This is a genomic window from Streptomyces sp. NPDC017890, assembly GCF_044328675.1.
Classification (GTDB): Bacteria; Actinomycetota; Actinomycetes; order Streptomycetales; family Streptomycetaceae; genus Streptomyces.
The window spans coordinates 55451-77747 of the sequence record NZ_JBIRHU010000019.1; the positions used below are offsets into that span (position 1 = coordinate 55451).

Sequence of the window (22297 nt, forward strand, 5' to 3'; positions counted from 1 at the left end):
TCGGCTATCGCGGCAGGCCGGTCGCCGCTGAGCCCTCCGCCCTTCCCGCCGCTCCCCGCGTCGCCTCGGAGCTCCAGGCCGCCGTCGCGAGCCTGTCCGAGACCGCCCAGACCCTCGCCGCGCTGGCGGCGCAACTCCGCACGCACACGACGAGGAGAACGAGTGGTACGCCCAACTCGCGTCGGCCATCGAGGAGTACCGCTCCAAGGTCGGGGACGAACCGGTCGTGAATCGCATGGCCGACAAACTGCGCGGCGTGGAGATGAATCCTCCCTACTGGCGGGCCGACTACGGACGTGACTTCCTGAGGAAGAGGGAAGAAGCCGTCATCACGCTCAGGGACGACCCGGAGAGGTTCGACGAGCTGTACAGCAGGGCCCTCGAGGAGGCTGTCGAGGAACGGGAGGGAGGACCGTGGCTGAACCTCGTGGAGTTCGGCGAGGACGCGGTCTTCCGCCAGGGTGACGGCGAACTGGGCTGGATCATCCGCCGCGAGGACCTGCTCGCCGGCCGCTACGACCGCGTCCTGCACTCCTACAACTGCTGACCGGCCGCTGGGCCGACGTGTACGTGCGCGTACCCGCCCTCGGCAGGACGGCCCACATCCGGGTGCCCCCACCGGGCCCCCTCGCGTCACCGAAACCCCAGCCGCCGGCGCACGCCTTGACGACACAGGCGAGGACGCGGAGCGCGGCTCGGCAGCGGGTGTCGCAGGCCGTCGCCAGGCGGGGGTGCGTGTGGCGGGGGTGTGCGTCGTAGAGGGTCACGCGGAGGCCTTCGTCGCGGTAGCGGAACGATACGTGCGGCAGCGAACCGCCTCAGCAGCTTGCCGGTCGCATGCCCACCGGCCACCGCGACGCACCGGAAAACTCCAAGATCTCCGAGTGTCGAGTTCAGCCCATGCTGGCGAATGTGAGCTCGGCCATGACCCAAAGGCCGAAGAGCTGAAGCCCCAGAGCGCCAACCGCCGCTCCCAACGCGGCGCCGGTGGTCAGTCGGCGCCGCCCGAACCTGTATACAAAAAGCGTGACGGCTGCGACAAAGAAGAGCAGGATTACGGAAAGGGGCATATCTACCTCTACGGAATGATTGCAGCTTGACAGTAAGAGCGACCCGGATAACAGCGTCTACGAATCTCAACCGTCTAGACGAAGTCGGTCGTGAATTGGTTCACCGGGTTTTGAGCGCATCGGGATCTGCGGAAGACCCGCTACGACTTCGGGGGCGGGCGCCAGCTTGTCCGACGGAGCGCGTCACACACATGCGCAGCAGGCAACCGCATGAACGCCCATGACGCCACCACGCTGCTACGAGCCCTACTCGTTCTGGCGAACCGCGAAGTCCAGCGGTGACAGACGATCACCCGACAACGATCACTCCGCCTGTCAGCACGAGGACGACAGCTACTTGGTCGACAGCCGGGAAGCGTTTCGGGCCCTGATAGCCGAGATCGAGGCGGGCAAGGCCGACCACTTGCTGTAGCCCGGCTTGGACTGGCTACGGCCCGAACGAAGCCGGAACGCGGTAGGTGTCAGCGCCGGTGAAGGGCGCCGACGTGTGGGGCGCGAGCACGTCGACTTCCCAGCCCCAGCCCGTCGATCAGAAGAGGACCACCTCGTTGGCGCCGCTACCGGCGGGCCTCCCACTCGGGGACAAGGTCTGGCTGTAGGGCCGAGGGCTGACGGTGGCGCAGCACGTACGTTCCGCACGGGCCGATCAGGCTTACCACCTCAATCCTGGGCCCGATCCTCACGCGGCTCGGCCGCCGGTGTAGCCGGATGCCCCGGCGCGTGGCAGCACCGCCCACATTCGGGTGCCGCCGCCCGGCTCGCGGGCGTCGCCGAAGCCCCAGTCGCCGGCGCACGCCCGGACCACGCAGCCCAGCACGCGCAGGGCGGCCCGGCGCCGGGTGTCGCAGGCGGCGGCGAGACGGGGATGGCTGTGGCGCGGGTGACCGTCGTAGAGGACCACCCGCAGTGTGCCGTCGCGGTAGCGCAGGGACAGGTACACCTCAGACGCGGGCGCGAAGTCGCAGGCACAGGTGGTCAGTTCGCTGGCCACCTGCACCGCCGCGTCGGTCATGCCGACGAGCCCGTGAACCCGCAGGACCGTGCGGGTGGCTGCCCGCACGACCGCCGGGCTGTGCGGGGCGGCGGGGAGGGTGAGGCTGTAGGCGAGGGACTCCGGGGGCGGGGGTGTGGGCGGCGTGTGCGAGCCGGTGGGTACGGAGCAGGCGGTGGTGAGCAGAGGCACGGCAACTCCCATGGTGTGTGGATGCGGTGGTACGCCGTCCGGTGGCCTGTCTCCCTGACGCGTGGCCGCCCTCCCAGGGCAGGAGTACGTGGGCGGGCACGCGTGATGCGCTTCCGGAACAGCTCTTTGTAGCTGATGCCTCACCGACTGTAGGCACCACGAGGTCACAGTGTCCACGCGATTGGTGATAATTACCCCCACAGATGATGGACCCTTCGTACCGCGCAAGGCAGACTGTTGCCCGGCAGACCAGGAGAAGGGGCGGCATGGCGACGAGAAGCACGCCGACAGTCCGGCAGAAGAGACTGGGGGCCGAGTTGCGCGGGATGCGCCTCGCGGCAGGGGTCAGCACGGAGTACGCAGCCGGGCTGCTCGGCATCGACCGCACCCGACTGTCCAACATGGAGTCCGGGATCCGCTCCTTCTCTCCGGAACGCATCCGCACTCTCGCCTGCAATTACGCCTGTCCGAACGCGGACTACGTCGACGCCCTCGTCGCCATGGCCGAGCACCGCGCACGCGGCTGGTGGGAGCACTACCGCGGCACGCTGCCCGCGGGCCTGCTGGATATCGCCGAGTTGGAGTGGCACGCGCGGCGCGTGCGGACCGCGCAGGTCATGCACGTCCCCGGCCTGCTCCAGACTGAGGAGTACGCCCGAGCGGTCTTCACAGCCGTACTCCCCGCACTCAGCCGACTTGAGGTGGAGCTGCGAGTAGCACACCGCATGGAACGCCGACAGGCCATCGAGAGGGCCGCGCCGCTCCGGTACGTGGCGTACATCCACGAAGCAGCGTTGCGCATGCCCTACGGCGACAGTACAGTCACCGAGCGCCAACTCCGTTATCTGGCTGGTCAGTCGGAGCGGGAGAACATCGATGTACGGGTCATCCCCAACGGTATGGAGGGCTTTCCCGGCGCCGGGCACGCGCTGCTGTACGCGGACGGTGACGTACCGGAACTCGACACGGTTCAGCTGGACTCCGCGCATGGGCCGGAGTTCACGGGTGCGGAGGCACAGCTCGCCAAGTATCGCGCCCACTTGCACTGGATGGACGAGGCCGCTCTGACTGTGGCAGCCTCCCGCGACCTCATCAACGACATCGCCCGTGAACGCTGAGGGAGTCTCGATGACTGGCATCGAATGGGAAGAACCGTTCTGCGGTGAAGGCAACAACTGCTTCCGCATCGGCACCGACGCCGAGGGGAACGCCTACATCGCGGTGGCCGGGCAGGAGGACAGCCACCTGGTCGACAGCCGGGAGGCCCTGCGGGCCCTGATAGCCGGGATCAAGGCGGGCAAGGCCGACCACCTGCTGTAGGGACCGGCGTCAGCTGTACGTGAAGTTCCCCTGCGGGACGGCCGGCGAGGTGCCGATCATGTTGGTGACGCGGACCTTGACCTCGCCGGTTCCGGCCGGTGCCGTCGCGGTGATGAGGGTCGGGGAGTCGACGGTGACGTCGGAGACCGGGACCGGGACCCGGCCGAAGTCCACCACGCTGTCGTCGGTGAAGCCGGTGCCGGTGATCCTGACCGGGGTCTGGGCAGGCCCGGCGGCGGGGGCCAGGTCCGTCACCGCCGGCCCGGTGAGGGTGGCGGGTGCGTCCAGCAGGGTCAGGTAGGTGGGGTTGGCGTGCTGAAAGGCGACCTGGCCCAGGAATTTCTGGACTTCGCTCGGATCGAACACCGAGTAGTCGGAGTTCACGGTGACGGGAGCGCCCGGCTGGACGTACGTGTTGGGCCCGGGCAGCGCGGAGATGCTCGCCAGCAGCGACTCACCTCGTCGTCCGCCTTCGGCCCGGGCGGCGTCGGGTACCACTTCTCAGCGGCCGTGATGTCCGCCCACGCCATCGGCACGAGGTCGTAGGCGTTGACGTGGCGCTCCTGGAGGCTCCAGGGAACGGATTCGACGTAGTCGGCGAAACTCTGCAGGCCTGCGGTGGGTGCCGCGAAGGTGAGGAGAGCGAACTGTGCTGCCTGGCGCGGCCGCGCCTTCAGGTACGGCGCCAGCATCGTCGCGAGGCAGCCGCCCAGACTGTGACCGGTGACGTAGACGGTCGCGTCATGCACCGGTGCGGTGACGGCTTCGAGCGCCTCCGCGAGCGTCCTGCCGAAGATGGCGCCGGCGCCCTCCGCCCCCTCTGGCTTCAGCGACGCGCCCCGCTGCTTCACGATCGACCGGAACGCGTCCATGGCCCCTTTCGACACCTTGCCGTGATCCAGTGCTCCGCCGGTGTCGAAGGGGACCGCCGTGCCGACTTCGAAGTCCTCCAGAAGGTCGATCACGTTGCTGAAGACCGTCCCTCGAACGGCCACCGCGAACTCGCCCGGGACCGCGGAGTTCCCGGCGATGTACGCCAGGTTTCCGTTGTCCGGGGTCAGCCCGAACCACAGCAGCTGCCAGGTGCCGCCGGTCGCGAGGGACGGGTCGGCCAGTTGGGTCCTGATGCCGAGCATGATGCGCTGCTCGTGCTCGTGCCGGGTCTCCCCGGACGGCCGCCGGGTCGCCCCGGACGCGGCGATCGCGGACAGGGTCATGCACACCTGGGCTGGGGTCGGTCCGGACTGTTGTGCCGTCGTCATGCTCACTCCTGGGTTCTCACGAGAACGGAGTCGAGACGGCATTTCGCTGGATTGCAGGCCGGCTCGCTGTCATGTGGCGATGTCCACCTGGAGAGCTTCCTGAACATTGTGAATGGGCATGGCGAGACCGTGGCTGCTCAGGCCGTTTCCGAGATCCAGACCCGACGTCCCGTAAAGCAGACCGATGACCTGGTTGCTCGAATTGAGGACCACCGATCCAGAGTCACCTTTCCCGCAGAACACCGTCACGAACGGAACAGCTCCGCTGAACTCGATCTGGTCGATGACCGGCGCGAACAGTGACGCGACAGTCCTCACCACGAAACCCTGTGTCAACAGAGTCCGCTTGCCGCGCTTCTTCACCACTTCCCCCAAAGGGGGGACCTGAATGAACGCCCCTTGCACCGGACCGATTTCCTCGATGGCGGCCTTGCTGCCACGTGACCCGTTGAGTTCGATCGTCGCGCAGTCGAGGAACAGGGGATTGTTTTCGTTCCGCAGGTCGGCTACCGAACCGACGATGTCCGTCAGCGGAGAAATGAATACCTGACCCGGCTGATAGATGTTGAGATTGGTCTGGTGAGCCACGTGAGCGTTTGTGAGCAGTTGCTGCTGACCGCTTCCGCGCTTCTTTACTACGGCTCCCATTGTGCCCGTCGGTGGGGCGAATATGCCGTCAGCGAGCGTACGTTCCCTGGAGATTTCGATGCCACCGCGAAGAGGATCGTACCGTGTGGTGTCGTCGATGAGCTCCGGCCGGGCCTCGACCACATCAGTGATATATCCACCGAACTCGGGCGGGACGACTTCAGGTTCTGCGATTTCCTCCTCACCCCGCTTCCGCGGGACGTAGACGAACAGTGCTATCTGGCTGGTGAACTCCCCGGCGGTCTGCTTCAGCCCGACACCGGTCGCATACTTTCCGGCGCTGTTCTCATTGAGCTTGTCACGCAGTGCCACCGCAGCCTCGACAGCATCCTGGGGCACCGAGATCGGGCGGTCCGGCAACATAATCGCGTCTCCCTCCATGGTCCTGTCCGAAATCGCACCTCAGCTTCGACTCCCATCGTTCGGGATTTCTGTACCGCCGGCTGACCGCTCGCGCATGGCGGTGCGGCACGGATCGGACAGCAAAGGCATGCCCAGAAGTTTCAAGGAATTGATTTCTTCTCTGTCAACTCCCAGAGGCCGACCCTCGACCCATCTGATCCACGGAGTGCAGACGGCGCGGGCAAGGCACGAATCACCAGGGCGAATCATCAGGGTGATCGCTGCCATTGCCGGTTCGGCGTCACCTCTTACGCAGACCCTGATTCCAGGGCATCACAGACACCCCGTCCCCGCAAGGCGGACAGGGTACTGCGTGGAAGAAAGGACGCTGGGGCTTGATGTGCCGGCTGCGGTGGAGGTCGTGTCTCATTCGGCGCCTACGCGCCGGTCTCGCGGCCGGACATTCAGTTGCCGTGGAATCCGAAGGGGACACGGATGTACAGGAGTGCCGTACCGTCCGTCCCGGTCGTCACCTGGATCACTACGGCATCGCGCTGAGCGACGGGGCGGCCGTCGGACAAGCCGCCGCAGGAGTTGCCGCTGCCGTTCTCGCCGATGACAGTGAGACACCCCTGGCCCGGTCCGCTCGCGGAGCCCTTCGACTGACCGTTGCCCGACGTCACCGCGTAGGCGATCTCGTTCGGGCCGACCTCGGTCACGGACAGCGTTACCGCGCCGCCCGGGCCCCGCAAGCGGATCGTCACGGGTTTGGACACCGTGACCTCGCAGTTTCCGTCACTACAGGCGCTGACGTCATCGCCGTCCGCCGCCGATGCGGACGGTTCGGGTTCCGCGACGGCTGAATGCGCGGCCGACCGGGACGCCGCCGGCCGATCCGGGGATGACGCCGGCACCGCGTCCGTCCCGTCCGGGCCCCCACAGGCAGCCACCGTGAGCACGGTCAGCGCCGTCAGCGCCGCGAGGGTCGTCACTCGTCCATGCGCCGACGGTGAGCGCCGTGGCCTTCGCGCCCCTACGGAGCCCCCTTGCTCCGCCACCGGCCGGTCAGCCCTCCGAGCGCGGGAAGGAGACCTCGACCCTGCGGTTCTTCTTGCGGCCGGCCTCCGTCGAGTTGTCGGCGATGGGGTAGTCCTCGCCGTAGCCGCGGACCTCGTAGGTGATTCCGGCGTCGTTCAGCGCCTGGGACAGGACGTCGTGTACGGCGTTGGCCCGCTGCTTGGAAAGTGCATCGCCGTGGGCGGACGAGCCGAGGTTGTCGGTGAAGCCGAAGACTCTGACCCTGGTGGCGTTCTGCGTCTTGATCTCCTCCGCGATCCCCGAGATACGGGACTTCGCCGCGGCGCCGAGCTTCGCGCTGTTCTTGCCGAACAGCACCTCGGCCTGCAGCGCCAGCGTCACGCTCGTGTTGGTGTCCTCGCGGCGTTCGTCACCGCTCTGCTCCTCCACGACCGTCTTGATGTCGAGGACCTTCGCCTGAGCGAGGGTGGCACCGTCCGGGATCTTGAGGTCCGGGTCGTTGGGGTCCACCTTTACGGGGGCGGAGGCGGAGGGTTCGGTGCCTGGGGGGTCGATCGGGTCGTCGGCAGCGTGGGCCGTGGTGCCGTAGAGGGTCGTGGCGAGCATGAGGGTGGCGGTGGACAGGGCCAGGGTGAGGCGCGGGATTGGGGTCATGGTGGCCCTCACCCGGAGATGGAGATGGTCGCACTGGCGAAGGTCGGCAGTTGGAACGTGACCTCGGTGGTGCTGGTGGGCGGGGAGGGGAACTGCATGAACACGGCCAGGCGGTCACCAGCCTTGATCGTCGAGAAACCTGCGGTCGTCAACGGACGACCTTCGGTGTCACGCAGCACGTAATAGCGCTTCTTGCTCTTGGAATCGACAAGTGTCGCACCGCCGAGCGACCTGCCGTTTCTGATGATCTCCGTCTCGTTCCCGCTCAGCGCGGAGGGGATCGCGACACTCTTGTCACCGTCGTTCTTCAGCTCGCCATTCACAGTCACGAAGCCACCCGAATCCCGCTCAGCAGAGATGATCTGCAGAAGTAGGCCATTGGAACCTCGCAGCTCAGCCATCGGCTCCTTGGCCTCGCCTTCCTGAGCGCTCGGTCCGGACCCGTCCTCGTTCGAAGCAGACGCCGATGCCTTCGGTTTCTCGTCGTCGCCGCCACCACCGCAGCCAACAGCACCGAGGGTCAGGCCGGCTAGAACGGCCAGTGCGAACGTCCCCCTGCGGGCCGTCGTCGTGAACCGAATGCTCATGTCGTGTTTTCCTTCGTCACTCGTCGTTCGCTTGTCCGTCGGCGAGGTGGACATCGAACAAATCCTCGGCCTTCGGTAGATCATTGAGATCGTCCGGGCTCAGGCCCCACTCCTCGCCCTTGCACGAAAGCGCGGGCAGCACATCTTCACCGGCATCCTCAGCTGGCAGTTCGAACGTGCAGCGAGCTTCGATAACGGCAGTGGCCGATTCCATGGCCTTTTGATCCTCCGTGCCCGGAACGATGGTGTCCCCGACGGCCTCATTGGTCTCCGCTACGACGGTGTAGCCCAAGAGCCCATCTTGTTCGCAATCCGCGCTCGCGTCGTTACGGGCCGCCAATTCCTGGGCGCGCCAGCACCCATCGGGAACCGGCACCTCTCCGTCGAAGATGTCCTGCCAAGAGTCCGGTTCCAGCACGTTCTCCAGCCACTGGTCCGCGAGTTGGTCCCTGGTCTCCAGGGCAGCCGCAAGTGCGGCCGCGTCCGCCGCCGTCTGTGCCTCACTGCGAGTCACTGCGGCCTGGCCAACTGCGAAGTAGGCGAACGCGAGAAGGAGCAGACCTCCCACCACCGTGATGTAGATGGGGAAAGCCTGCCCTGCGTCGCCGTTCACACGAAGGGGCATCAGATGCCGGTGACCTCGGCGATCTTCGCCGTGATCGCATCGAAGATCGTCTGGCCGATGTCCGTCCCCGTGATCGCCAGCACGATCGCCACCACCACCGCGATGATCCCCAGGTACTCCACCGCCGTCTGCCCCTTGTCGTGCCGGGTGGTGCGAGAGCGCAGGTACGCGGCGGTCGTGTGAAGCCAGTTGCTCATGGTGTTCCCCTCCAGGATGGACGACGTGGTGTGCCGTGAGTCGGTCCATCGGGGTCTCGTCGACGCGACGGGGGGTGGCGGTCTGCCGGCTGGTCACGCCGGATGCGACGCGGTTCACCATCTCCACCTCTCCTGCGTTCAGTTGAGACCTCGACCTGTCGGGAGTACCGGACACCGACTGTCTCACAGCGGATTGCAAGTGCGAAAGGTTATGCGGGAAAGTAGCCCGACTGGGCTGTAGGTCTCTGCTTGTTGACGTCAGCGATTCGTGTGCACTCGCACTCTTCTGATGTGTGCCCTCCCCTGCTCCCGGTCGCGCGTTCGGCATCATCCCGTTCTCCCCCCCTACTCCCCCGTGATCGTCCCGAAGTCCGTCCCCGAGCCCAGGATCAGCCCGGCGCCGAGGAGGATCATCGTGGCCGGGACCATGAAGGTGGTGATCATCATCGTGGCCTTGGGGACGGCGCGGGCCGCCTTGCGGCGGGCGTTCTGGGCGTCGGTGCGGCGCATGTCCTTGGCCAGGGAGACCAGGGTGTCGACGATGGGGGCGCCCAGTTCCTCGCCCTGCTGGAGTGCTGTCACGAACATCGCCACCTGTTCGGAGTCGTTGCGCCGGCGCAGCTCCGTGAAGGCCTGGCGGCGGCTCATGCCGAGGTCCATCTGGCGCAGGGTGATGCGGAGTTCGTCGGCCCAGGGGCCCTCGTAGCGCATCGCCACGCGGTCCAGGGCCTGGCGGAAGCCGAGTCCCGCGCTGACCACGACCGCCAGGACGTCCAGGAAGTCGGGGAGGGTGCGCTCGATGACGTCCTTGCGGATGCGGATCGCCGACCAGATGCCGACCTCCGTCCAGAACGCCCCGAAGGCCAGCAGGAGCAGGGCCACCACGTACTGGCCGCGCAGGACGAAGACCAGGAAGCCGACCGCGCCCAGGAAGCCGTAGACCGCGCGGCGGGCGGCGTAGCGGTCTATGGTCAGGCCGCCGGGGTTGCCGGCCAGGTCGATCCTGCGGCGGTACTTGGCCACCAGGGCCGGGCCCATCAGGCGCAGTACGGCGGGGGCGTACCGCATGCCCATGCGGTCGATGAGGGAGTCGACGGCTCCGGTGCGGGTGGAGCCGACCTCCAGGGCGAGGGCGAGGTCGTCGGGGAGTTTCGCGTCGGCCCGGTACATGCGGATGCCGGCGAAGACGCCCCAGACGCTCAGGGCCATGAGCAGTGCGAGGAGCAGGCCCAGTTCCATGTCGTGCACCCCCTCTCAGACGTCGATGCGGGACATGCGGCGGATGAGGACGAAGCCGACGGCGTAGAGCGCGAAGGCGATGATCACGGCTGCCTGGCCGGCCGGGGAGCCCGTCATGCGTTCCAGCGCGCCGTCCTTCACGCCGTTCATCAGGAAGAGCGAGCCGACGCCGAGTACGGGGACCGCGTACGAGGTCATGCTGACCTGGGCGAGCTGGGTGCGGACCTCGCGTCGGGTCTCCTTGCGCTCCTCCAGCGTTTCCGTGAGGTTGCGCAGGGCGCTGACCACCTGGCCGCCGGCGCGGTTGGAGAGGACGAGGGTGGTGACCAGGACGACCAGCTCGCGGGAGGGGAGACGGTCGGCGAGTTCGCCGAGGGCGTCGTCCATCGAGGCGCCGATGGCCAGTTGGTCGGCCACCTTGCCGAGTTCCTCGCCGGCCGGGGCCTCCAGTTCCTCCGCCGCCATGCCGATGGCGGTGCGCAGGGCGAGGCCGGCCTGGGTGGCGTTGGCGATGATCCGGGCGATCTCGGGGAGCTGGTTGATGAACTTCTCGATGCGTTTCTGGTGCTGCCAGTTGAGGAACCGCATCGCCGCCGCGACACCCAGCAGTGCGGCGATCGGGCCGAAGAACGGGGCCAGGGCCGCCTGGCCGATCAGCCACAGTCCCGCGACCACCGCGAGCATGCAGGCGAAGAACTCGCCGGGGGTCACGTCCAGGCCGGTCGCCGCCAGGCGCACTTCCAGGTTCCGGCCGAGTTTCGTACGGCGCAGGCGGCGATCCAGGGAGCGGAACCGGCGCGGGCGGCCTGCGGGAGTCGGCACGCCGGTGGCGGAGAGGCGGTCGACCAGGGCCGCCCGCTGGGCCTTGCCGGCGGCGTAGGAGTGCACGCCCATGACCGTCAGGGCGCAGGTCAGCAGGGTGACGCCGGTGGTGAGCGTGACGAGCGTTTCCAGTTCCATCGGGCCGTTCCTACCTGGCTTCTCGGGTGGCGAGCTGGTCTGCGGTGTGGGCCACGCCGAAGGCCTGCGGGATGGGCTGGCTCGCCATGTAGAGGCGCTCGGCGGTACGGCGCGGGAGGGGGTAGTACTCGAAGGCGCCGGGGACGCGGCCGTCGGACGTCATCGGCTGGGCGTTGAAACGGGCGACCGTCGCCAGGCGGTACGGCTCGCCGCCGTGACTGGCCAGCAGGGCGATCTCGGTGATGCGTCGGGCGCCGTCGGCGAAGCGGGTGAGCTGGACGATGACGTCGACGGAGCTGTTGATCTGGTCGTGCAGGGCGACGAAGGGGATCTCGACGTCCGACATGGACGCCAGGGTCTGCAGGCGCATCAGGGCGTCCTCGGCGCTGTTGGCGTGCACCGTGGCGAGGGAGCCGTCGTGGCCGGTCGACATGGCCTGGAGCATGTCCAGGGACTCGCCGCCGCGGACCTCTCCGACGACGATGCGGTCCGGGCGCATACGGAGGGAGTTGCGGACGAGGTCGCGGATGGTGACGCGGCCCTGGCCCTCGACGTTCGGCGGGCGGGACTCCAGGCGGATGACGTGGGCCTGCTGGAGCTGGAGCTCCGCCGAGTCCTCGATGGTGATGATGCGTTCGGACTCGGGGATCAGGCCGGACAGCGAGTTGAGGAGGGTGGTCTTCCCGGTGCCCGTGGCGCCGGACACGATGATGTTGAAGCGGGCCTGCACCAGGCCGGCCAGCAGGTACAGCATGTGCTCGTCGAGTGAGCCGAGTCCGATCAGCTCCTGGAGGGTGAAGGAGCGCGGGAAGCGGCGGATGGTGAGGGTGGCGCCGGTCAGCGACAGCGGCGGGATGATGACGTTGACGCGCTCGCCGGAGGGCAGGCGGGCGTCGACCATCGGGTTCGACTCGTCCACGCGGCGGTTGACCGTCGAGACGATGCGTTCGATGGTCTGCATCAGCTGGTCGTGGGAGGCGAAGCGGAGCGGGAGCTGTTCGACCCGGCCGCCGCGTTCCACGAAGATCGCGTCCGGGCCGTTCACCATGATCTCCGTGATGGACGCGTCCTCGAGCAGCGGCTCCAGGATGCCGAGGCCGAGGGCCTCGTCCACGACCCGGCGGATCAGCTGCGAGCGCTCGACCGTCGACAGGACCGGGCCCTCGCGGCTGATGATGTGGCCGAGGACCCGTTCGAGGCGGGCCCGCCGCTCGGCCATCGCGAGCGAGCTCATCTCGGCGAGGTCGATCTCCTCCAGGAGCTTGGCCCGGTAGGAGGCGACCAGGTGTCCGTCCTCGCCCCGGCTGCCGTGCTCCTCGGGGGAGTGGATGCGTGCGCGCAGGCTCATGCGTCCGGGGCTCCTTGCTCCTCGTTCACGGGGTCACTCGTCTCGTACACGGGTCACTCGTCCGCCGGGTGGTCCAGCGGCATGGTGGCGGTCTTGGTGGCGTCCCCGAAGTCCCAGCCGGGGACGATCGAGGGGATGTCGACGGTGGCGTTGACCGTCACCTCGTCACCGCCGTACGCCGCAGGGCAGTCGGTGCCGTCGGCCAGCCAGCCGCTGACCGCCGCCGCGCACGCCTCCTGGGCGCTCTCCTGGAGCGAGGCGCTGCGGGCGCCCGCGCGGGCCGCGGTTCCGGCCTGCTGGGCGGTGTACGCGATCAGGCCGAGCTGTACGGCGGCCATGCCGACGATGATCAGGATCGGGAGGAAGCCGAGGTACTCGATGGCCACCTGGCCGCGGTCCCTGACCCGGGTCCGGATTCGGATTCGGGCTCGGGCTCGGCCCCGTGCTCGAACCCCGCCCCCGCCACTGCCACTGCCCCACAAGGAGTACGGCATCTCAGTCGTCCTCCTCCTCGACGGCTCCGGCGTGCCCGCGCACGGTGAACGGGAAGCTGATCGTGCCCGGGAAGAGGATGGGTACGTCGATCTCCACGTCGGCCGTGACATAGCCGCCCGCCGTGCCGCAGTCCACCCCGGCGCCCCCTTCCCACGAGCCCGGCAGCTTGTCCAGGCCCGCCTCCTGGCAGGCTCCCTGCCGCGCCCCCCGGTCGGCCGCGGTCGCCGCCCGTACCGCCTCGTCCGCAGCATTACCCGCGAGCGTGTACGTGTATCCCACGAGCACGAGCTGCCACAGCACCACCAGCGTGACGATGATCGTCGGCAGCATGCCGAGGAACTCGACGGCGACCTGGCCGTCGTCCCGGCGGCACCGCCGCCGTCGCTGCCCCCACCGCCCGGGTAACCCGCTCATCCCGCACCGTCCTTCCGGCGCCGGAAGCTCACCGACCCCCGGTCGCCGCGGAGCCGGCCGCCGCCCTTGCGGTGGTCCGCCTCGACGGCCCTGACCAGCCCCAGTTCACCGGCGAGGGCCCACAGTGCCTGCTTCACCGTGCTCTTGCCGTCCAGTTCGTGGACGCGGCCGGCGTCCACGGCGGCCTGGAGTTCCTTGAAGTTGGCGGGGACGGCGGTCCGGGCGACCGCCGTGCCGGTGATCTTCTGGATCAGCGAGGGCTGGATCTCCGTGCCCCGGGTGTGCCGGTTGACGACCACGGTCGTCTCCTCCGCCTTGCGGATCTGCAGCCGGTCCCACATCCGCACCACCCGCTTGGCGCCCCGCACGGCGACCACGTCCGGGGTGGTGACCAGCAGCGCCGTGTCCGCCATCTCCACGGCGGCGGCGCCCGCCCCGCCGAGCTGGGCACCGCAGTCGAGGACGACGACCTCGTAGCGGGAGCGCAGGGCGCTGACGATCTGGCGGGCGGCGCGGTCGGTGACCTCCTCGCCGCGTTCGCCCTCGCCGGGGGCGAGCAGCAGGGCGAGGCCGGTGTCGTGCCGGAAGACGGCGTCGGCCAGGACGCGCGGGGAGATGTCCGTGATGGTGGCGAGGTCGGCCACCGAGCGGCGGAACTGGACGTCCAGGTAGGAGGCGACGTCGCCGGTCTGCAGGTCCATGTCGACCAGGGCCGTGGGCCGGCCCGACGCCTGGGCGGCGAGGGCCAGCTGGATGGCCGTCAGGGAGGTTCCCACCCCGCCCTTCGCGCCGCTGACCGTGACGACGGTGCCGCCGGTCCCGGTGAACACCTCGACGCCGCTGCCGAGGTGCCGGCGCACGCCCACCGACCACTGGGCCACGGCCTGGACGCGGCTGGCGAGTTCCTCGTAGCTGAGCGGCAGGGCGACCAGGCCGCGGGCGCCGTAGTCCATGGCGGCCTGGAAGAGGCCGGGGCCGGGGTCGGAGGTGACGAGGATGACGCCGACGGCCGGGAAGCGGAGGGCGACCTCGCGGATCAGTTCCAGGGCCGGGACGGGGCCGATGCGCTCGTGGACGACGACGACCTCGGGCAGTTCGTCGACCGACTCGGCGGCGAGGCGGGCGAGGGTGTCCACGAGCTGGGTGGAGTCGGTCACCGGGGCGACCGGTTCGGCGTCCGGGAGCTGGCTGAGCAGGGTCGTGATGGACCGTACGGCGTCCGGGTCGCCGACTGCCGGGAGGATCCTCGTGGGCATACGGGCTCTCACTTGTCCTTCGCGAGTTCGTACGTCCGGTCCTTGTCCGGGACCGGGGTGTCGCTGCCGGGCGCCACCAGCGCGAGCCGGACCCGCTGGGCGAACGACTCGGCGTAGGTGATGCGCTGGGCGTCGATGGTGGACAGTGCGAAGGTGATGGGGACGCCGTCGGTGGGTTCCCGGTCGCGGCTGTTCTCGTCGGGCTTCAGCGGCGTGAGCGGACCGACGTCGATGACCTTGGCGTTGGTCACGATGATCTTGGACTGGGCGGGATCGCCCTCCCGCGCTCCCTCGAAGGTGGCGTACACGTTGACGGAGGAGCCCGGGGTGATCTTGCCGGCGACGCCGGTCGCCGCGTCGATCATGATGGCGACCTCCTGCTGCCCCGGCCGCAGGGCGGGCTGGTCGACGATCATGTCGCTCTGCAGCAGCGAGCCCGCCTTCAGCGTCGTCACCGCGATCTTGCCGCGGACCTGGCCGAGGTCGGTGACGGCGTTCTCGGACAGCCAGCGCTCGGGCATCTCGATCTTCTCGAACTGGCCCGCGCCCAGCGGCGTGTAGGGCTGCACGTCGGCCTTGAGCCGGTACGCGGTGACCTCGGGCCCGACCTTGGATTTCACGTCGTTGATGACGGACAGCACGCCGGCGAACGCGCCGAGGGCGCAGAGGACCGACAGGATCAGCAGGATGATGCCGCGGCGCTGACGGGAGTTCATGAACCGTGCAACCTCGTTGGGGGATCGGTCTGACCGGGTCGGATGGCGGGGCGGGCGGAGCGGTGCGGGCCTACCCGGTGAGGGCTCGTCTCTCACGGCGACGGCCGAGCGCGGCGGCACGGCGGTGGCCGAGCGCCGCGTCGTCGCGGTGGCCGAGGGCGGTGTCACGGCGGTGGCCGAGGGCGGCCTCCTCGCGGGCGTCGTACACCGGCGGTGTCGCGGAGCAGAAGACGCAGCGGTCGCCGATGACGTCGATGCCGCACCAGTGGCAGGTGCTCCGCCGCACCGAGGTGACCAGCTGGTAGAGGACCGACAGGTCGGGCAGGTAGGCGCAGAACTCGGTCAGGCGTCCGGTCCCCCACCAGCCGGGGGACTCGGCGGGCAGGGGTGCCTCGCGCAGCCCCTGTACGTGCCAGGACGGGGCGAGGGTGCCGGTTACCCAGTCGGACGGGAGCTGGCCCTTCGCGACCAGCAGGCTGGTGCCGAACTCGGGCCCGTCGAGGGCGGCTTCGGGGCCGATCCGCACCAGTTGCGGCACGGGGTGCGCCATGACGCCGAACTGGCTGCCCGGCATCCAGGACCTGGCGTGCGCCTTGAGGCCCACGGGGACGCGGTCGAGGCGGGCGACGGAGCCGAGCAGCGCGCCGGAGTGGATGTAGTGGGTGAGGAGCCGGCCGGCCGAGGCGAGGACGCCGGGGCTGAGGTCGCAGGAGGCCAGCTGCCTCAACTGGCGGGCCAGCACGGCGATGCCGAGCGGGGGCAGGGGCGGCCGGAACATCGCGATCCGGTCGGTCTCCAGGAGGGCGCGGACGGTGTGCAGCCGTCGTTCCACGCGCGCCGGGAGGAGTTGCGAGCACACCACGATCACGTGCCCGTGCTGGTCGACCAGCGTCTGCAGCTCGGTCAGCGCGTGTTCCAGGGGACGCTGGTCGACGTCCTGGAGCACGACCGCGGGCAGCGTCCGTTCGTCCTGCGGCGGCAGTGCCATGTCGGCACTGGTCACGGCAATGGCAGTTGGCACGCGCGGCTCCCCGTCTCCCCATGCCCGTCGATGCGCGGGCGTTACCCCGGCACACCCGGATGACTTCACTGCGTGACTACCTGAGCACTGTATCCACGCGTCTGTGACCGGAGAACAGCGTTTCTGTAGCTCTGGAACAACTTGTGTTGCACAAGGTGCGGCAAATCGGGGCAGGTTGAGCATTTCCCGGCCGGGGACCGGGCGCCTCCGGGCTCCGGTACGCGGTGCGCCAAGTCGCGGACACGGCGATGAACTTGGTCCGGACCTACCCCTTGACACCCTCAATTGGTCTGGACCACCTTGTACGTCAACGCCCCCACTCCCCCACCGGAGGCCTCCATGGAGCCCGTGCACAGACCGCTCGGCAGACGGACGAAGTTCTGGGCGGGAGCCGTCACCGCCGCGCTCGCCCTCTCGGTCACGGCCGTAGGGCAGGCGTCCGCCGCCGACGTCAACAACGCGAAGAACGCCGGCTTCGAGGCCGGCCTGAGCAACTGGACCTGCTCCGCGAACAGCGGTACGACCGTCTCCTCCCCGGCACACGCCGGCGCCGCCGCGCTCAAGGCGACACCGAGCGGGCAGGACAACGCCCGGTGCGCTCAGACGGTCAAGGTGAAGCCCGGCTCGACGTACACGCTGAGCGCCTGGGTCCAGGGCGGTTACTCCTACCTGGGCGTGACCGGCACGGGAACGACGGACGTGTCGACCTGGACCCCGGGCTCGGCCTCCTGGAAGCAACTGTCGACGACGTTCACGACGGGCTCCTCGACGAACTCGGTCACGGTCTACACGCACGGCTGGTACGGGCAGTCGGCCTACTACGCCGACAGCCTGTCCGTCTTCGGCCCGGACGGAGGCGGCGGTGACGACGGCGGCCCCGAGCCGACGGTGCCGGCCACTCCGGCCGGCCTGAGCGTGTCCGGTACGACGTCCTCCTCGGCGTCACTCACCTGGAACGCCGTCTCCGGCGCCACCGGCTACAGCATCTACCGCGACGGTACGAAGGTGACGGCGGTCACCGGCACGTCGGCGACCGTGACCGGCCTCGCGGCCTCCACCTCGTACTCCTTCCAGGTCACGGCGACGAACGCGGCCGGTGAGTCCGCCAGGTCGGCGGCGGTGACGGCCCGCACGACGGAGCGGGGCGACGGCGGGGGAGGCGACCTGCCGAAGCACGCGGTGACCGGCTACTGGCAGAACTTCGACAACGGGGCGGCCGTCCAGAGGATCTCGGACGTCTCCCCCCACTACGACATCATCGCGGTGTCCTTCGCGGACGCCACCACGACGCCGGGCGCGGTGACCTTCAACCTCGACACGGCCGGGCTCGACGGCTACACGGTCGACCAGTTCAAGGCGGACGTCCGGGCCAAGCAGGCCGCCGGGAAGAAGGTCATCATCTCGGTGGGCGGCGAGAAGGGCACCGTCTCGGTGAACGACTCGGCCTCCGCGACGAACTTCGCCGACTCCGTCCACTCGGTCATGCAGGAGTACGGCTTCGACGGCGTCGACATCGACCTGGAGAACGGCCTCAACCCGACCTACATGACGCAGGCCCTGCGCGCCCTGTCGGCGAAGGCGGGCCCGGACATGGTCCTGACGATGGCGCCCCAGACCATCGACATGCAGTCGACGTCCGGCTCGTACTTCCGCACCGCGCTGAACGTGAAGGACATCCTCACGGTCGTCAACATGCAGTACTACAACAGCGGCTCCATGCTGGGCTGCGACGGCAAGGTCTACTCCCAGGGCACGGTCGACTTCCTCACCGCCCTGGCCTGCATCCAGCTGGAGAACGGCCTCGACCCGTCCCAGGTCGGCCTCGGCGTACCGGCCTCCACCCGTGCGGCGGGCGGCGGCTACGTCGCGCCCTCCGTGGTCAACAACGCCCTGGACTGCCTGACCAAGGGCACGAACTGCGGCTCCTTCAAGCCGTCGAAGACGTACCCCGGCCTGCGGGGTGCGATGACCTGGTCCACGAACTGGGACGCGACGGCCGGCAACGCCTGGTCCAACGCGGTGGGTCCGCACGTGGACGCGCTGCCGTAGCCTGCCGACCCGGACACGAACCGGCCGAGGAGCCCCCGCCCACGCGGACATGTGGGCGGGGGCTCCTCGTCGTGCGTCCCGTGCACCCCCGCGGACCGCGCGGGAGCCCTGACCCCGCGGGAGCCCTGACCCCGCGGGAGCCCTGACCGCGCGGGAACCCCGACCGCGCGGGAACCCCGACCGCGTATGAAACATTTCCCGGGGTCCACCGCATCAATGAGGTGAAGGCAGCACAGGGCGACGGTGAGCACGGGGGAACGGGTACATGAGGCAGGGACGTGCGGACGAGTACGCCGAGTTCGCGGCGGCGCGGGCCGGCCACCTGTACCGGTCGGCGTGTCTGCTCACCGCCGGGGACACGCACCTGGCCGAGGATCTCGTACAGGAGACCTTCGGGCGGCTGTACGTCCGCTGGGGCCGCGTCTCACGGGTCGGGAACCCGGCCGGATACGCGCAGACCGTGCTCACCCGGGCCTTCCTCGCCCATCAGCGGCGGCGCAGCAGCCGTGAGCGGGCGACGGACGTCTTCCCCGACCTGCCCGGCGCCGGGGACGGGGACGCCTCGCTGCGGCTGACGCTGCTGGACGCGCTCGCGCGGCTGCCCGCCAAGGACCGGGCCGTCATCGTCCTGCGGTACTGGGAGGACCGCTCGGTCGAGCAGACCGCCGACGTGCTGAACGTCAGCTCGGCGGCCGTACGGACGCGGTGCTCACGGGCGCTCGGCAAGCTCCGCGAGCTGCTGGGCGAGGACCTCTCCGAGTACGCCAGACCCTGACGCCCGCCTGCTGCCGTATTCCCCTTGCGACTCTCACACGACCCTCATCATGCGGAAAGAGTGGTTCGCCATGCCCGAGAACCAGCACCAGGACCCCTTCGAGGAACGGCTCACCGCCGCCCTGCACGACACAGGCGGCGACTTCCAGGCCGACGGTACGGCCCTCGTCGCCGGTGGACGGACCCGAGGGCGCCGGGCGCTCACGCGGCGCCGGGCCGGCATGCTCGGCGGGGTCGCCGGGGTCGCCCTCGTCGGGGTGGGCGGGGCGATGCTCCTGCCGCAGGGGAAGTCCAACGGCCCCGACATCTCCGCCGCGGCCACCACGGCCACCTCCCGGCCGTCCGCCTCCGCCACGGCGCCCGCGCCGGATCCCGTCTCCGCCGACACCGTCCTCAGCGAGCTGAAAGCGCTCCTTCCGGAGGGCGAGTTCAGCCAGGAGGACGCCCGAGGGTCGGCCGACTCGCCGTACGCGTACCTCGTGTACGACGACGGGAAGGGAGCCGCCGCGATCAGCATGGGGATGGACCGGGTGGAGCCGGGCAGTGCTCGGGTCCGAGAGCTGACGCAGTGTCCCGACAAGACGTTCACCCCGTACGACGACTGCTCCGCCACCCGCCTGCCCGACGGTTCGCTGCTGCGGCTGTTCAAGGGCTACGAGTATCCCGACAAGCGCGCCGAAACCAAGCACTGGTCCGCCGACCTGGTCACGGCCAAGGGGCACCACGTCAGCCTCGGCGAGTGGAACGCGCCCGCCCAGAAGGGTGCGCCCGTCTCCCGTGCCGAGCCGCCGCTGTCGGCCGAGCAGCTGAAGGAGGTCGTGACGGCCGGGGTGTGGCGCCGGGTGGTGGACGCGATGCCCGAGGACCCGAAGTCCGGCAAGGACGCACCGACCGCCGAAGTGCCCCCCGCCGCAGTCTCCGGCAAGGACGCCAACGAGACGCTGGTCGGGCTGCTCCCGGAAGGACTCGACGTGGTCAGGAAGGGAGGCCAGGAGGACGAGTTCACGTACGTCGTCGTCGACGACGGGCAGGGCGAGAGCCTCGTCCAGGTCAACGTCCAGTACGGCATGAACGACGTCGCCGACCAGCTCTACGCCGACGGTGAGACGCTGCCCGACGGCACCCGCGTCGCCGTCCGGCAGGGGAACGGGGACGACCGGGTCGCCGGGGTCCTGATGTGGACCGCCGACACCCTGCGGCCCGGCGAGGACGGCTTCCGCGTGGTGATCAGCGCCTTCAACAACGGTGCCGCGCACGCCGAGCCCACCCGCGAGGCTCCCGCGCTGACGGTCGAACAGCTGCGGAAGATCGCGCTCAGCCCGGAGTGGGAGAAGCTGCGGTAACGGGTCGTAACCCGTGGGGCCACGGGCCGACGGCGATCAGGGGCGCCGCCGCCGGCCCGTGGCCCGGCCGCCGGGTGGGGCGCGGCGGACCGGGACGGGGTGCCGGGCGGGCGGCGGCACCGGGGCGGACGGGACGGGCTAGCGGGTCACGGTCATCCGCCGAAGGTCACCACCAGGCGTCCGTCCGCGGCGAAGGACCAGCGCAGGGCTCCGGGGTAGGAGGAGCAGCGGGACCCGTTCGAGCCCGACCAGAACTGGTTCGAGCCGTCGGCGTTGCCGATGATCCGGTCGTTCGAGCCGCTGTCGCACGAGGTGTTGTTCCGGAACACCGAGTCACCGTCGTCGAAGTTGAAGTTGCGCTGCTCGTTGCCGATGCTGATGTTGTCCGACACCTGCATGGTGCCGGGGTTGCTGTTGTAGGTGAAGCCGTGCTTGCCGTTCTGGTAGGCGATGCTGCGCCGGACGACATGGTCGACCTCGATGTCCTCGCCGCCGAGTTTGTAGCCGTTTCGGTCCCCGTTGCCGGCCTGGGAACCGTCGCTCAGGGTGCCGTTGCCGAGCGCGAGGGAGTCCTCGATGGTCACCGCGCCGATCGCGCCGGTGTCGGACTTGGTGTAGAGGTCCCAGCCGTCGTCGATGTTGTTGTGGGCCACGGCGTAGCGGAAGACGTTCCCGGGGCCGGAGGTGAGCTTGGCGGCGAACCCGTCGGCGTCCTCGCCGTCGGAGTCGGCATTGTCGTGCGATACCGCGCTCAGGACGAGGTTGTGAGAAGGCCACTGGGCCTTGGGCGTACTGGAGAGCATCCGCGAGAGCTGCAGGCCGGTGTCGCGGTTGTGGCGGGTCACCGTGCGTTCGAAGATGTTGTTGCTGCCGCCGACGAAGATGCCGTTGTCCCCGGCACGCTCGACGACGACACCCTTGACGTGCCAGTACGACCCGTTCACCGCGAGCCCGCGGTTGGCCGGGTCCTCGCTCTGGGCCGAGAAGTTCAGCACCGGCGTCTCACCCGGGTAGGCGGCCAGTGTCTTGCGGGCGGACGAGCTGCCGTCGTTGCCCTGGGGGATGGTGACCGTCTGGGAGTGGCGGTAGGTGCCGCCCCGCAGGTAGATCGTGCCGCCGGGGGCGACGCGGCTGATCGCCGAGGTGAGCGTGGTCGGGTCGGACTCCGTGCCGGTGGCGCCGTCGGTGCCGTTCGGGGACACGTGGATCGTGCCGGTGCCGGGGGACGGAGTGGTGGAGCCGCCGTCCGTCTCCACCTCCACGTAGTCGATGTTCGGCAGGCCGGCCGACGTGGTCGGGGTGAGGCGGACGGTGTTGTCGCCCGCCTTCAGCGTCACCGTGAGCGTCCGGGTCGCCCAGGTGCTCCAGGCACCGGTGCCGTCGAAGGAGGCTGAGGCGGCGGTCGAGCCGTTCACGAGTATGTTCGCGGGACGTGCCGTGCTGGTTCCGTTGGCGTAGCGGACCCGCAGGGTGGCCGTGCCCGCCGCCGGGGCGTTCACGGTGAACTGGGCGTGCCCGCCGGTCGCGTTGGTGCCGTTGCAGAATCCGCTGCCCGAGAAGCCGGACCAGTCCGAGTCGATCGTGCCCGTGCAACTCGCCGGAGAGGACTCCGCCTCGTACCGGGCGGTGGCGGCCTGTGCCGGGGTGCCGGACAGGGTGACGAGCGTGCCGGCCAGCAGGCCGACGCAGGCGATGACGGGTCTGCGTTGCATCGGTTGATCTCCGATTCGTCGATGGAGCCACGGGTGGGCCGCCG

At 69.3% G+C, this 22297-nt stretch carries 25 protein-coding genes; 7 read left to right on the forward strand and 18 right to left on the reverse strand.

Annotation, left to right across the window (positions count from 1 at the left end; translation table 11 throughout):
- The first annotated feature begins 235 nt into the window (after positions 1-235).
- Both ACH4F2_RS24560 and ACH4F2_RS24565 read left to right on the forward strand, forming a co-directional pair.
- Complete coding sequence (locus tag ACH4F2_RS24560) at positions 236-547, forward strand: hypothetical protein (RefSeq protein WP_398134888.1); 312 nt, start codon at positions 236-238, stop codon at positions 545-547.
- 337 nt (positions 548-884) lie between these two features.
- Entirely contained in the window at positions 885-1100 is a 216-nt protein-coding gene (locus ACH4F2_RS24565) for a hypothetical protein (RefSeq protein WP_398134889.1), read from the forward strand.
- A 649-nt stretch (positions 1101-1749) separates the two neighbouring features.
- Here ACH4F2_RS24565 and ACH4F2_RS24570 read toward each other — a convergent pair.
- Complete coding sequence (locus ACH4F2_RS24570) at positions 1750-2253, reverse strand: ATP-binding protein (RefSeq protein ID WP_398134890.1); 504 nt, start codon at positions 2251-2253, stop codon at positions 1750-1752.
- A gap of 266 nt (positions 2254-2519) precedes the next feature.
- Between ACH4F2_RS24570 and ACH4F2_RS24575 the strand changes: the two genes are divergently transcribed.
- Both ACH4F2_RS24575 and ACH4F2_RS24580 read left to right on the forward strand, forming a co-directional pair.
- Positions 2520-3371 carry a helix-turn-helix domain-containing protein gene (locus ACH4F2_RS24575; protein ID WP_398134891.1) on the forward strand — a complete coding sequence of 284 codons (852 nt, stop codon included), beginning with the start codon at positions 2520-2522 and terminating at the stop codon, positions 3369-3371.
- A 10-nt stretch (positions 3372-3381) separates the two neighbouring features.
- On the forward strand, positions 3382-3573 hold the full coding sequence (locus ACH4F2_RS24580; RefSeq protein ID WP_398134892.1) for a hypothetical protein: 192 nt from the start codon (positions 3382-3384) through the stop codon (positions 3571-3573).
- 9 nt (positions 3574-3582) lie between these two features.
- On the opposite strand, the gene ACH4F2_RS24585 is transcribed toward ACH4F2_RS24580, so the two are convergent.
- The 16 genes from ACH4F2_RS24585 to ACH4F2_RS24660 all read right to left on the reverse strand — a co-directional run bounded on the left by ACH4F2_RS24585 (position 3583) and on the right by ACH4F2_RS24660 (position 16342).
- A complete protein-coding gene (locus ACH4F2_RS24585) occupies positions 3583-3957 on the reverse strand; it encodes an IPT/TIG domain-containing protein (protein ID WP_398134893.1) in 375 nt (124 codons plus the stop codon).
- Positions 3954-4835, reverse strand: coding sequence for a lipase family protein (locus ACH4F2_RS24590; RefSeq protein ID WP_398134894.1), 882 nt, complete (start codon positions 4833-4835; stop codon positions 3954-3956). The genes ACH4F2_RS24585 and ACH4F2_RS24590 overlap by 4 nt, the downstream gene beginning before the upstream one ends.
- Positions 4836-4904: 69 nt before the next feature.
- Complete coding sequence (locus tag ACH4F2_RS24595; RefSeq protein WP_398134895.1) at positions 4905-5846, reverse strand: hypothetical protein; 942 nt, start codon at positions 5844-5846, stop codon at positions 4905-4907.
- A gap of 443 nt (positions 5847-6289) precedes the next feature.
- Positions 6290-6817, reverse strand: a complete 528-nt coding sequence (locus ACH4F2_RS24600) for a hypothetical protein (protein ID WP_398134896.1) — start codon at positions 6815-6817, stop codon at positions 6290-6292.
- Positions 6818-6890: 73 nt separating this feature from the next.
- Positions 6891-7517, reverse strand: coding sequence for an OmpA family protein (locus ACH4F2_RS24605; RefSeq protein WP_398134897.1), 627 nt, complete (start codon positions 7515-7517; stop codon positions 6891-6893).
- A gap of 8 nt (positions 7518-7525) precedes the next feature.
- Positions 7526-8104, reverse strand: coding sequence for a hypothetical protein (locus tag ACH4F2_RS24610; protein WP_398134898.1), 579 nt, complete (start codon positions 8102-8104; stop codon positions 7526-7528).
- 16 nt (positions 8105-8120) lie between these two features.
- Complete coding sequence (locus ACH4F2_RS24615; protein ID WP_398134899.1) at positions 8121-8729, reverse strand: pilus assembly protein TadG-related protein; 609 nt, start codon at positions 8727-8729, stop codon at positions 8121-8123.
- Positions 8729-8926, reverse strand: coding sequence for a hypothetical protein (locus tag ACH4F2_RS24620; protein ID WP_398134900.1), 198 nt, complete (start codon positions 8924-8926; stop codon positions 8729-8731). The genes ACH4F2_RS24615 and ACH4F2_RS24620 overlap by 1 nt, the downstream gene beginning before the upstream one ends.
- A 345-nt stretch (positions 8927-9271) precedes the next feature.
- Positions 9272-10165: a DUF5936 domain-containing protein gene (locus tag ACH4F2_RS24625; RefSeq protein WP_398134901.1), complete on the reverse strand. Its 894-nt coding sequence runs from the start codon at positions 10163-10165 to the stop codon at positions 9272-9274.
- A gap of 15 nt (positions 10166-10180) precedes the next feature.
- Positions 10181-11125, reverse strand: a complete 945-nt coding sequence (locus ACH4F2_RS24630; RefSeq protein WP_398134902.1) for a type II secretion system F family protein — start codon at positions 11123-11125, stop codon at positions 10181-10183.
- Positions 11126-11135: 10 nt separating this feature from the next.
- Positions 11136-12473, reverse strand: coding sequence for a CpaF family protein (locus tag ACH4F2_RS24635; RefSeq protein WP_398134903.1), 1338 nt, complete (start codon positions 12471-12473; stop codon positions 11136-11138).
- Positions 12474-12526: 53 nt separating this feature from the next.
- Complete coding sequence (locus ACH4F2_RS24640) at positions 12527-12859, reverse strand: TadE/TadG family type IV pilus assembly protein (protein WP_398134904.1); 333 nt, start codon at positions 12857-12859, stop codon at positions 12527-12529.
- A 109-nt stretch (positions 12860-12968) separates the two neighbouring features.
- Positions 12969-13382, reverse strand: a complete 414-nt coding sequence (locus ACH4F2_RS24645) for a TadE/TadG family type IV pilus assembly protein (protein ID WP_398134905.1) — start codon at positions 13380-13382, stop codon at positions 12969-12971.
- Positions 13379-14638 (reverse strand): CpaE family protein, encoded by a 1260-nt coding sequence (locus ACH4F2_RS24650; protein ID WP_398134906.1) that lies wholly within the window; start codon positions 14636-14638, stop codon positions 13379-13381. Before ACH4F2_RS24650 ends, ACH4F2_RS24645 begins: the two co-directional genes overlap by 4 nt.
- A gap of 8 nt (positions 14639-14646) precedes the next feature.
- Complete coding sequence (gene cpaB / locus ACH4F2_RS24655) at positions 14647-15354, reverse strand: Flp pilus assembly protein CpaB (RefSeq protein WP_398134907.1); 708 nt, start codon at positions 15352-15354, stop codon at positions 14647-14649.
- A 70-nt stretch (positions 15355-15424) separates the two neighbouring features.
- Entirely contained in the window at positions 15425-16342 is a 918-nt protein-coding gene (locus ACH4F2_RS24660) for a hypothetical protein (protein WP_398135005.1), read from the reverse strand.
- A 372-nt stretch (positions 16343-16714) separates the two neighbouring features.
- On the opposite strand from ACH4F2_RS24660, the gene ACH4F2_RS24665 reads away from it, so the two are divergent.
- The 3 genes from ACH4F2_RS24665 to ACH4F2_RS24675 all read left to right on the forward strand — a co-directional run bounded on the left by ACH4F2_RS24665 (position 16715) and on the right by ACH4F2_RS24675 (position 20541).
- Complete coding sequence (locus ACH4F2_RS24665; RefSeq protein WP_398134908.1) at positions 16715-18424, forward strand: chitinase; 1710 nt, start codon at positions 16715-16717, stop codon at positions 18422-18424.
- A gap of 265 nt (positions 18425-18689) precedes the next feature.
- Complete coding sequence (locus tag ACH4F2_RS24670; protein ID WP_398134909.1) at positions 18690-19199, forward strand: SigE family RNA polymerase sigma factor; 510 nt, start codon at positions 18690-18692, stop codon at positions 19197-19199.
- Positions 19200-19269: 70 nt separating this feature from the next.
- A complete protein-coding gene (locus ACH4F2_RS24675) occupies positions 19270-20541 on the forward strand; it encodes a hypothetical protein (protein ID WP_398134910.1) in 1272 nt (423 codons plus the stop codon).
- A 152-nt stretch (positions 20542-20693) separates the two neighbouring features.
- Here ACH4F2_RS24675 and ACH4F2_RS24680 read toward each other — a convergent pair whose 3' ends face one another.
- Positions 20694-22253: a carbohydrate-binding protein gene (locus tag ACH4F2_RS24680; RefSeq protein ID WP_398134911.1), complete on the reverse strand. Its 1560-nt coding sequence runs from the start codon at positions 22251-22253 to the stop codon at positions 20694-20696.
- Between the last annotated feature and the right edge of the window lie 44 nt (positions 22254-22297).

Coding starts and splice junctions, on each gene's coding strand:
- ACH4F2_RS24645 (WP_398134905.1), bottom strand. CDS start 13,382: ATGAGCGGGTTACCCGGGCGGTGGGGGCAGCGACGGCGGCGGTGCCGC.
- cpaB (WP_398134907.1), bottom strand. CDS start 15,354: ATGAACTCCCGTCAGCGCCGCGGCATCATCCTGCTGATCCTGTCGGTC.
- ACH4F2_RS24575 (WP_398134891.1), top strand. CDS start 2,520: ATGGCGACGAGAAGCACGCCGACAGTCCGGCAGAAGAGACTGGGGGCC.
- ACH4F2_RS24625 (WP_398134901.1), bottom strand. CDS start 10,165: ATGGAACTGGGCCTGCTCCTCGCACTGCTCATGGCCCTGAGCGTCTGG.
- ACH4F2_RS24610 (WP_398134898.1), bottom strand. CDS start 8,104: ATGAGCATTCGGTTCACGACGACGGCCCGCAGGGGGACGTTCGCACTG.
- ACH4F2_RS24560 (WP_398134888.1), top strand. CDS start 236: ATGGCCGACAAACTGCGCGGCGTGGAGATGAATCCTCCCTACTGGCGG.
- ACH4F2_RS24595 (WP_398134895.1), bottom strand. CDS start 5,846: ATGTTGCCGGACCGCCCGATCTCGGTGCCCCAGGATGCTGTCGAGGCT.
- ACH4F2_RS24650 (WP_398134906.1), bottom strand. CDS start 14,638: ATGCCCACGAGGATCCTCCCGGCAGTCGGCGACCCGGACGCCGTACGG.
- ACH4F2_RS24670 (WP_398134909.1), top strand. CDS start 18,690: ATGAGGCAGGGACGTGCGGACGAGTACGCCGAGTTCGCGGCGGCGCGG.
- ACH4F2_RS24630 (WP_398134902.1), bottom strand. CDS start 11,125: ATGGAACTGGAAACGCTCGTCACGCTCACCACCGGCGTCACCCTGCTG.
- ACH4F2_RS24605 (WP_398134897.1), bottom strand. CDS start 7,517: ATGACCCCAATCCCGCGCCTCACCCTGGCCCTGTCCACCGCCACCCTC.
- ACH4F2_RS24635 (WP_398134903.1), bottom strand. CDS start 12,473: ATGAGCCTGCGCGCACGCATCCACTCCCCCGAGGAGCACGGCAGCCGG.
- ACH4F2_RS24590 (WP_398134894.1), bottom strand. CDS start 4,835: ATGACGACGGCACAACAGTCCGGACCGACCCCAGCCCAGGTGTGCATG.
- ACH4F2_RS24615 (WP_398134899.1), bottom strand. CDS start 8,729: ATGCCCCTTCGTGTGAACGGCGACGCAGGGCAGGCTTTCCCCATCTAC.
- ACH4F2_RS24680 (WP_398134911.1), bottom strand. CDS start 22,253: ATGCAACGCAGACCCGTCATCGCCTGCGTCGGCCTGCTGGCCGGCACG.
- ACH4F2_RS24580 (WP_398134892.1), top strand. CDS start 3,382: ATGACTGGCATCGAATGGGAAGAACCGTTCTGCGGTGAAGGCAACAAC.
- ACH4F2_RS24675 (WP_398134910.1), top strand. CDS start 19,270: ATGCCCGAGAACCAGCACCAGGACCCCTTCGAGGAACGGCTCACCGCC.
- ACH4F2_RS24620 (WP_398134900.1), bottom strand. CDS start 8,926: ATGAGCAACTGGCTTCACACGACCGCCGCGTACCTGCGCTCTCGCACC.
- ACH4F2_RS24660 (WP_398135005.1), bottom strand. CDS start 16,342: ATGGCACTGCCGCCGCAGGACGAACGGACGCTGCCCGCGGTCGTGCTC.
- ACH4F2_RS24665 (WP_398134908.1), top strand. CDS start 16,715: ATGGAGCCCGTGCACAGACCGCTCGGCAGACGGACGAAGTTCTGGGCG.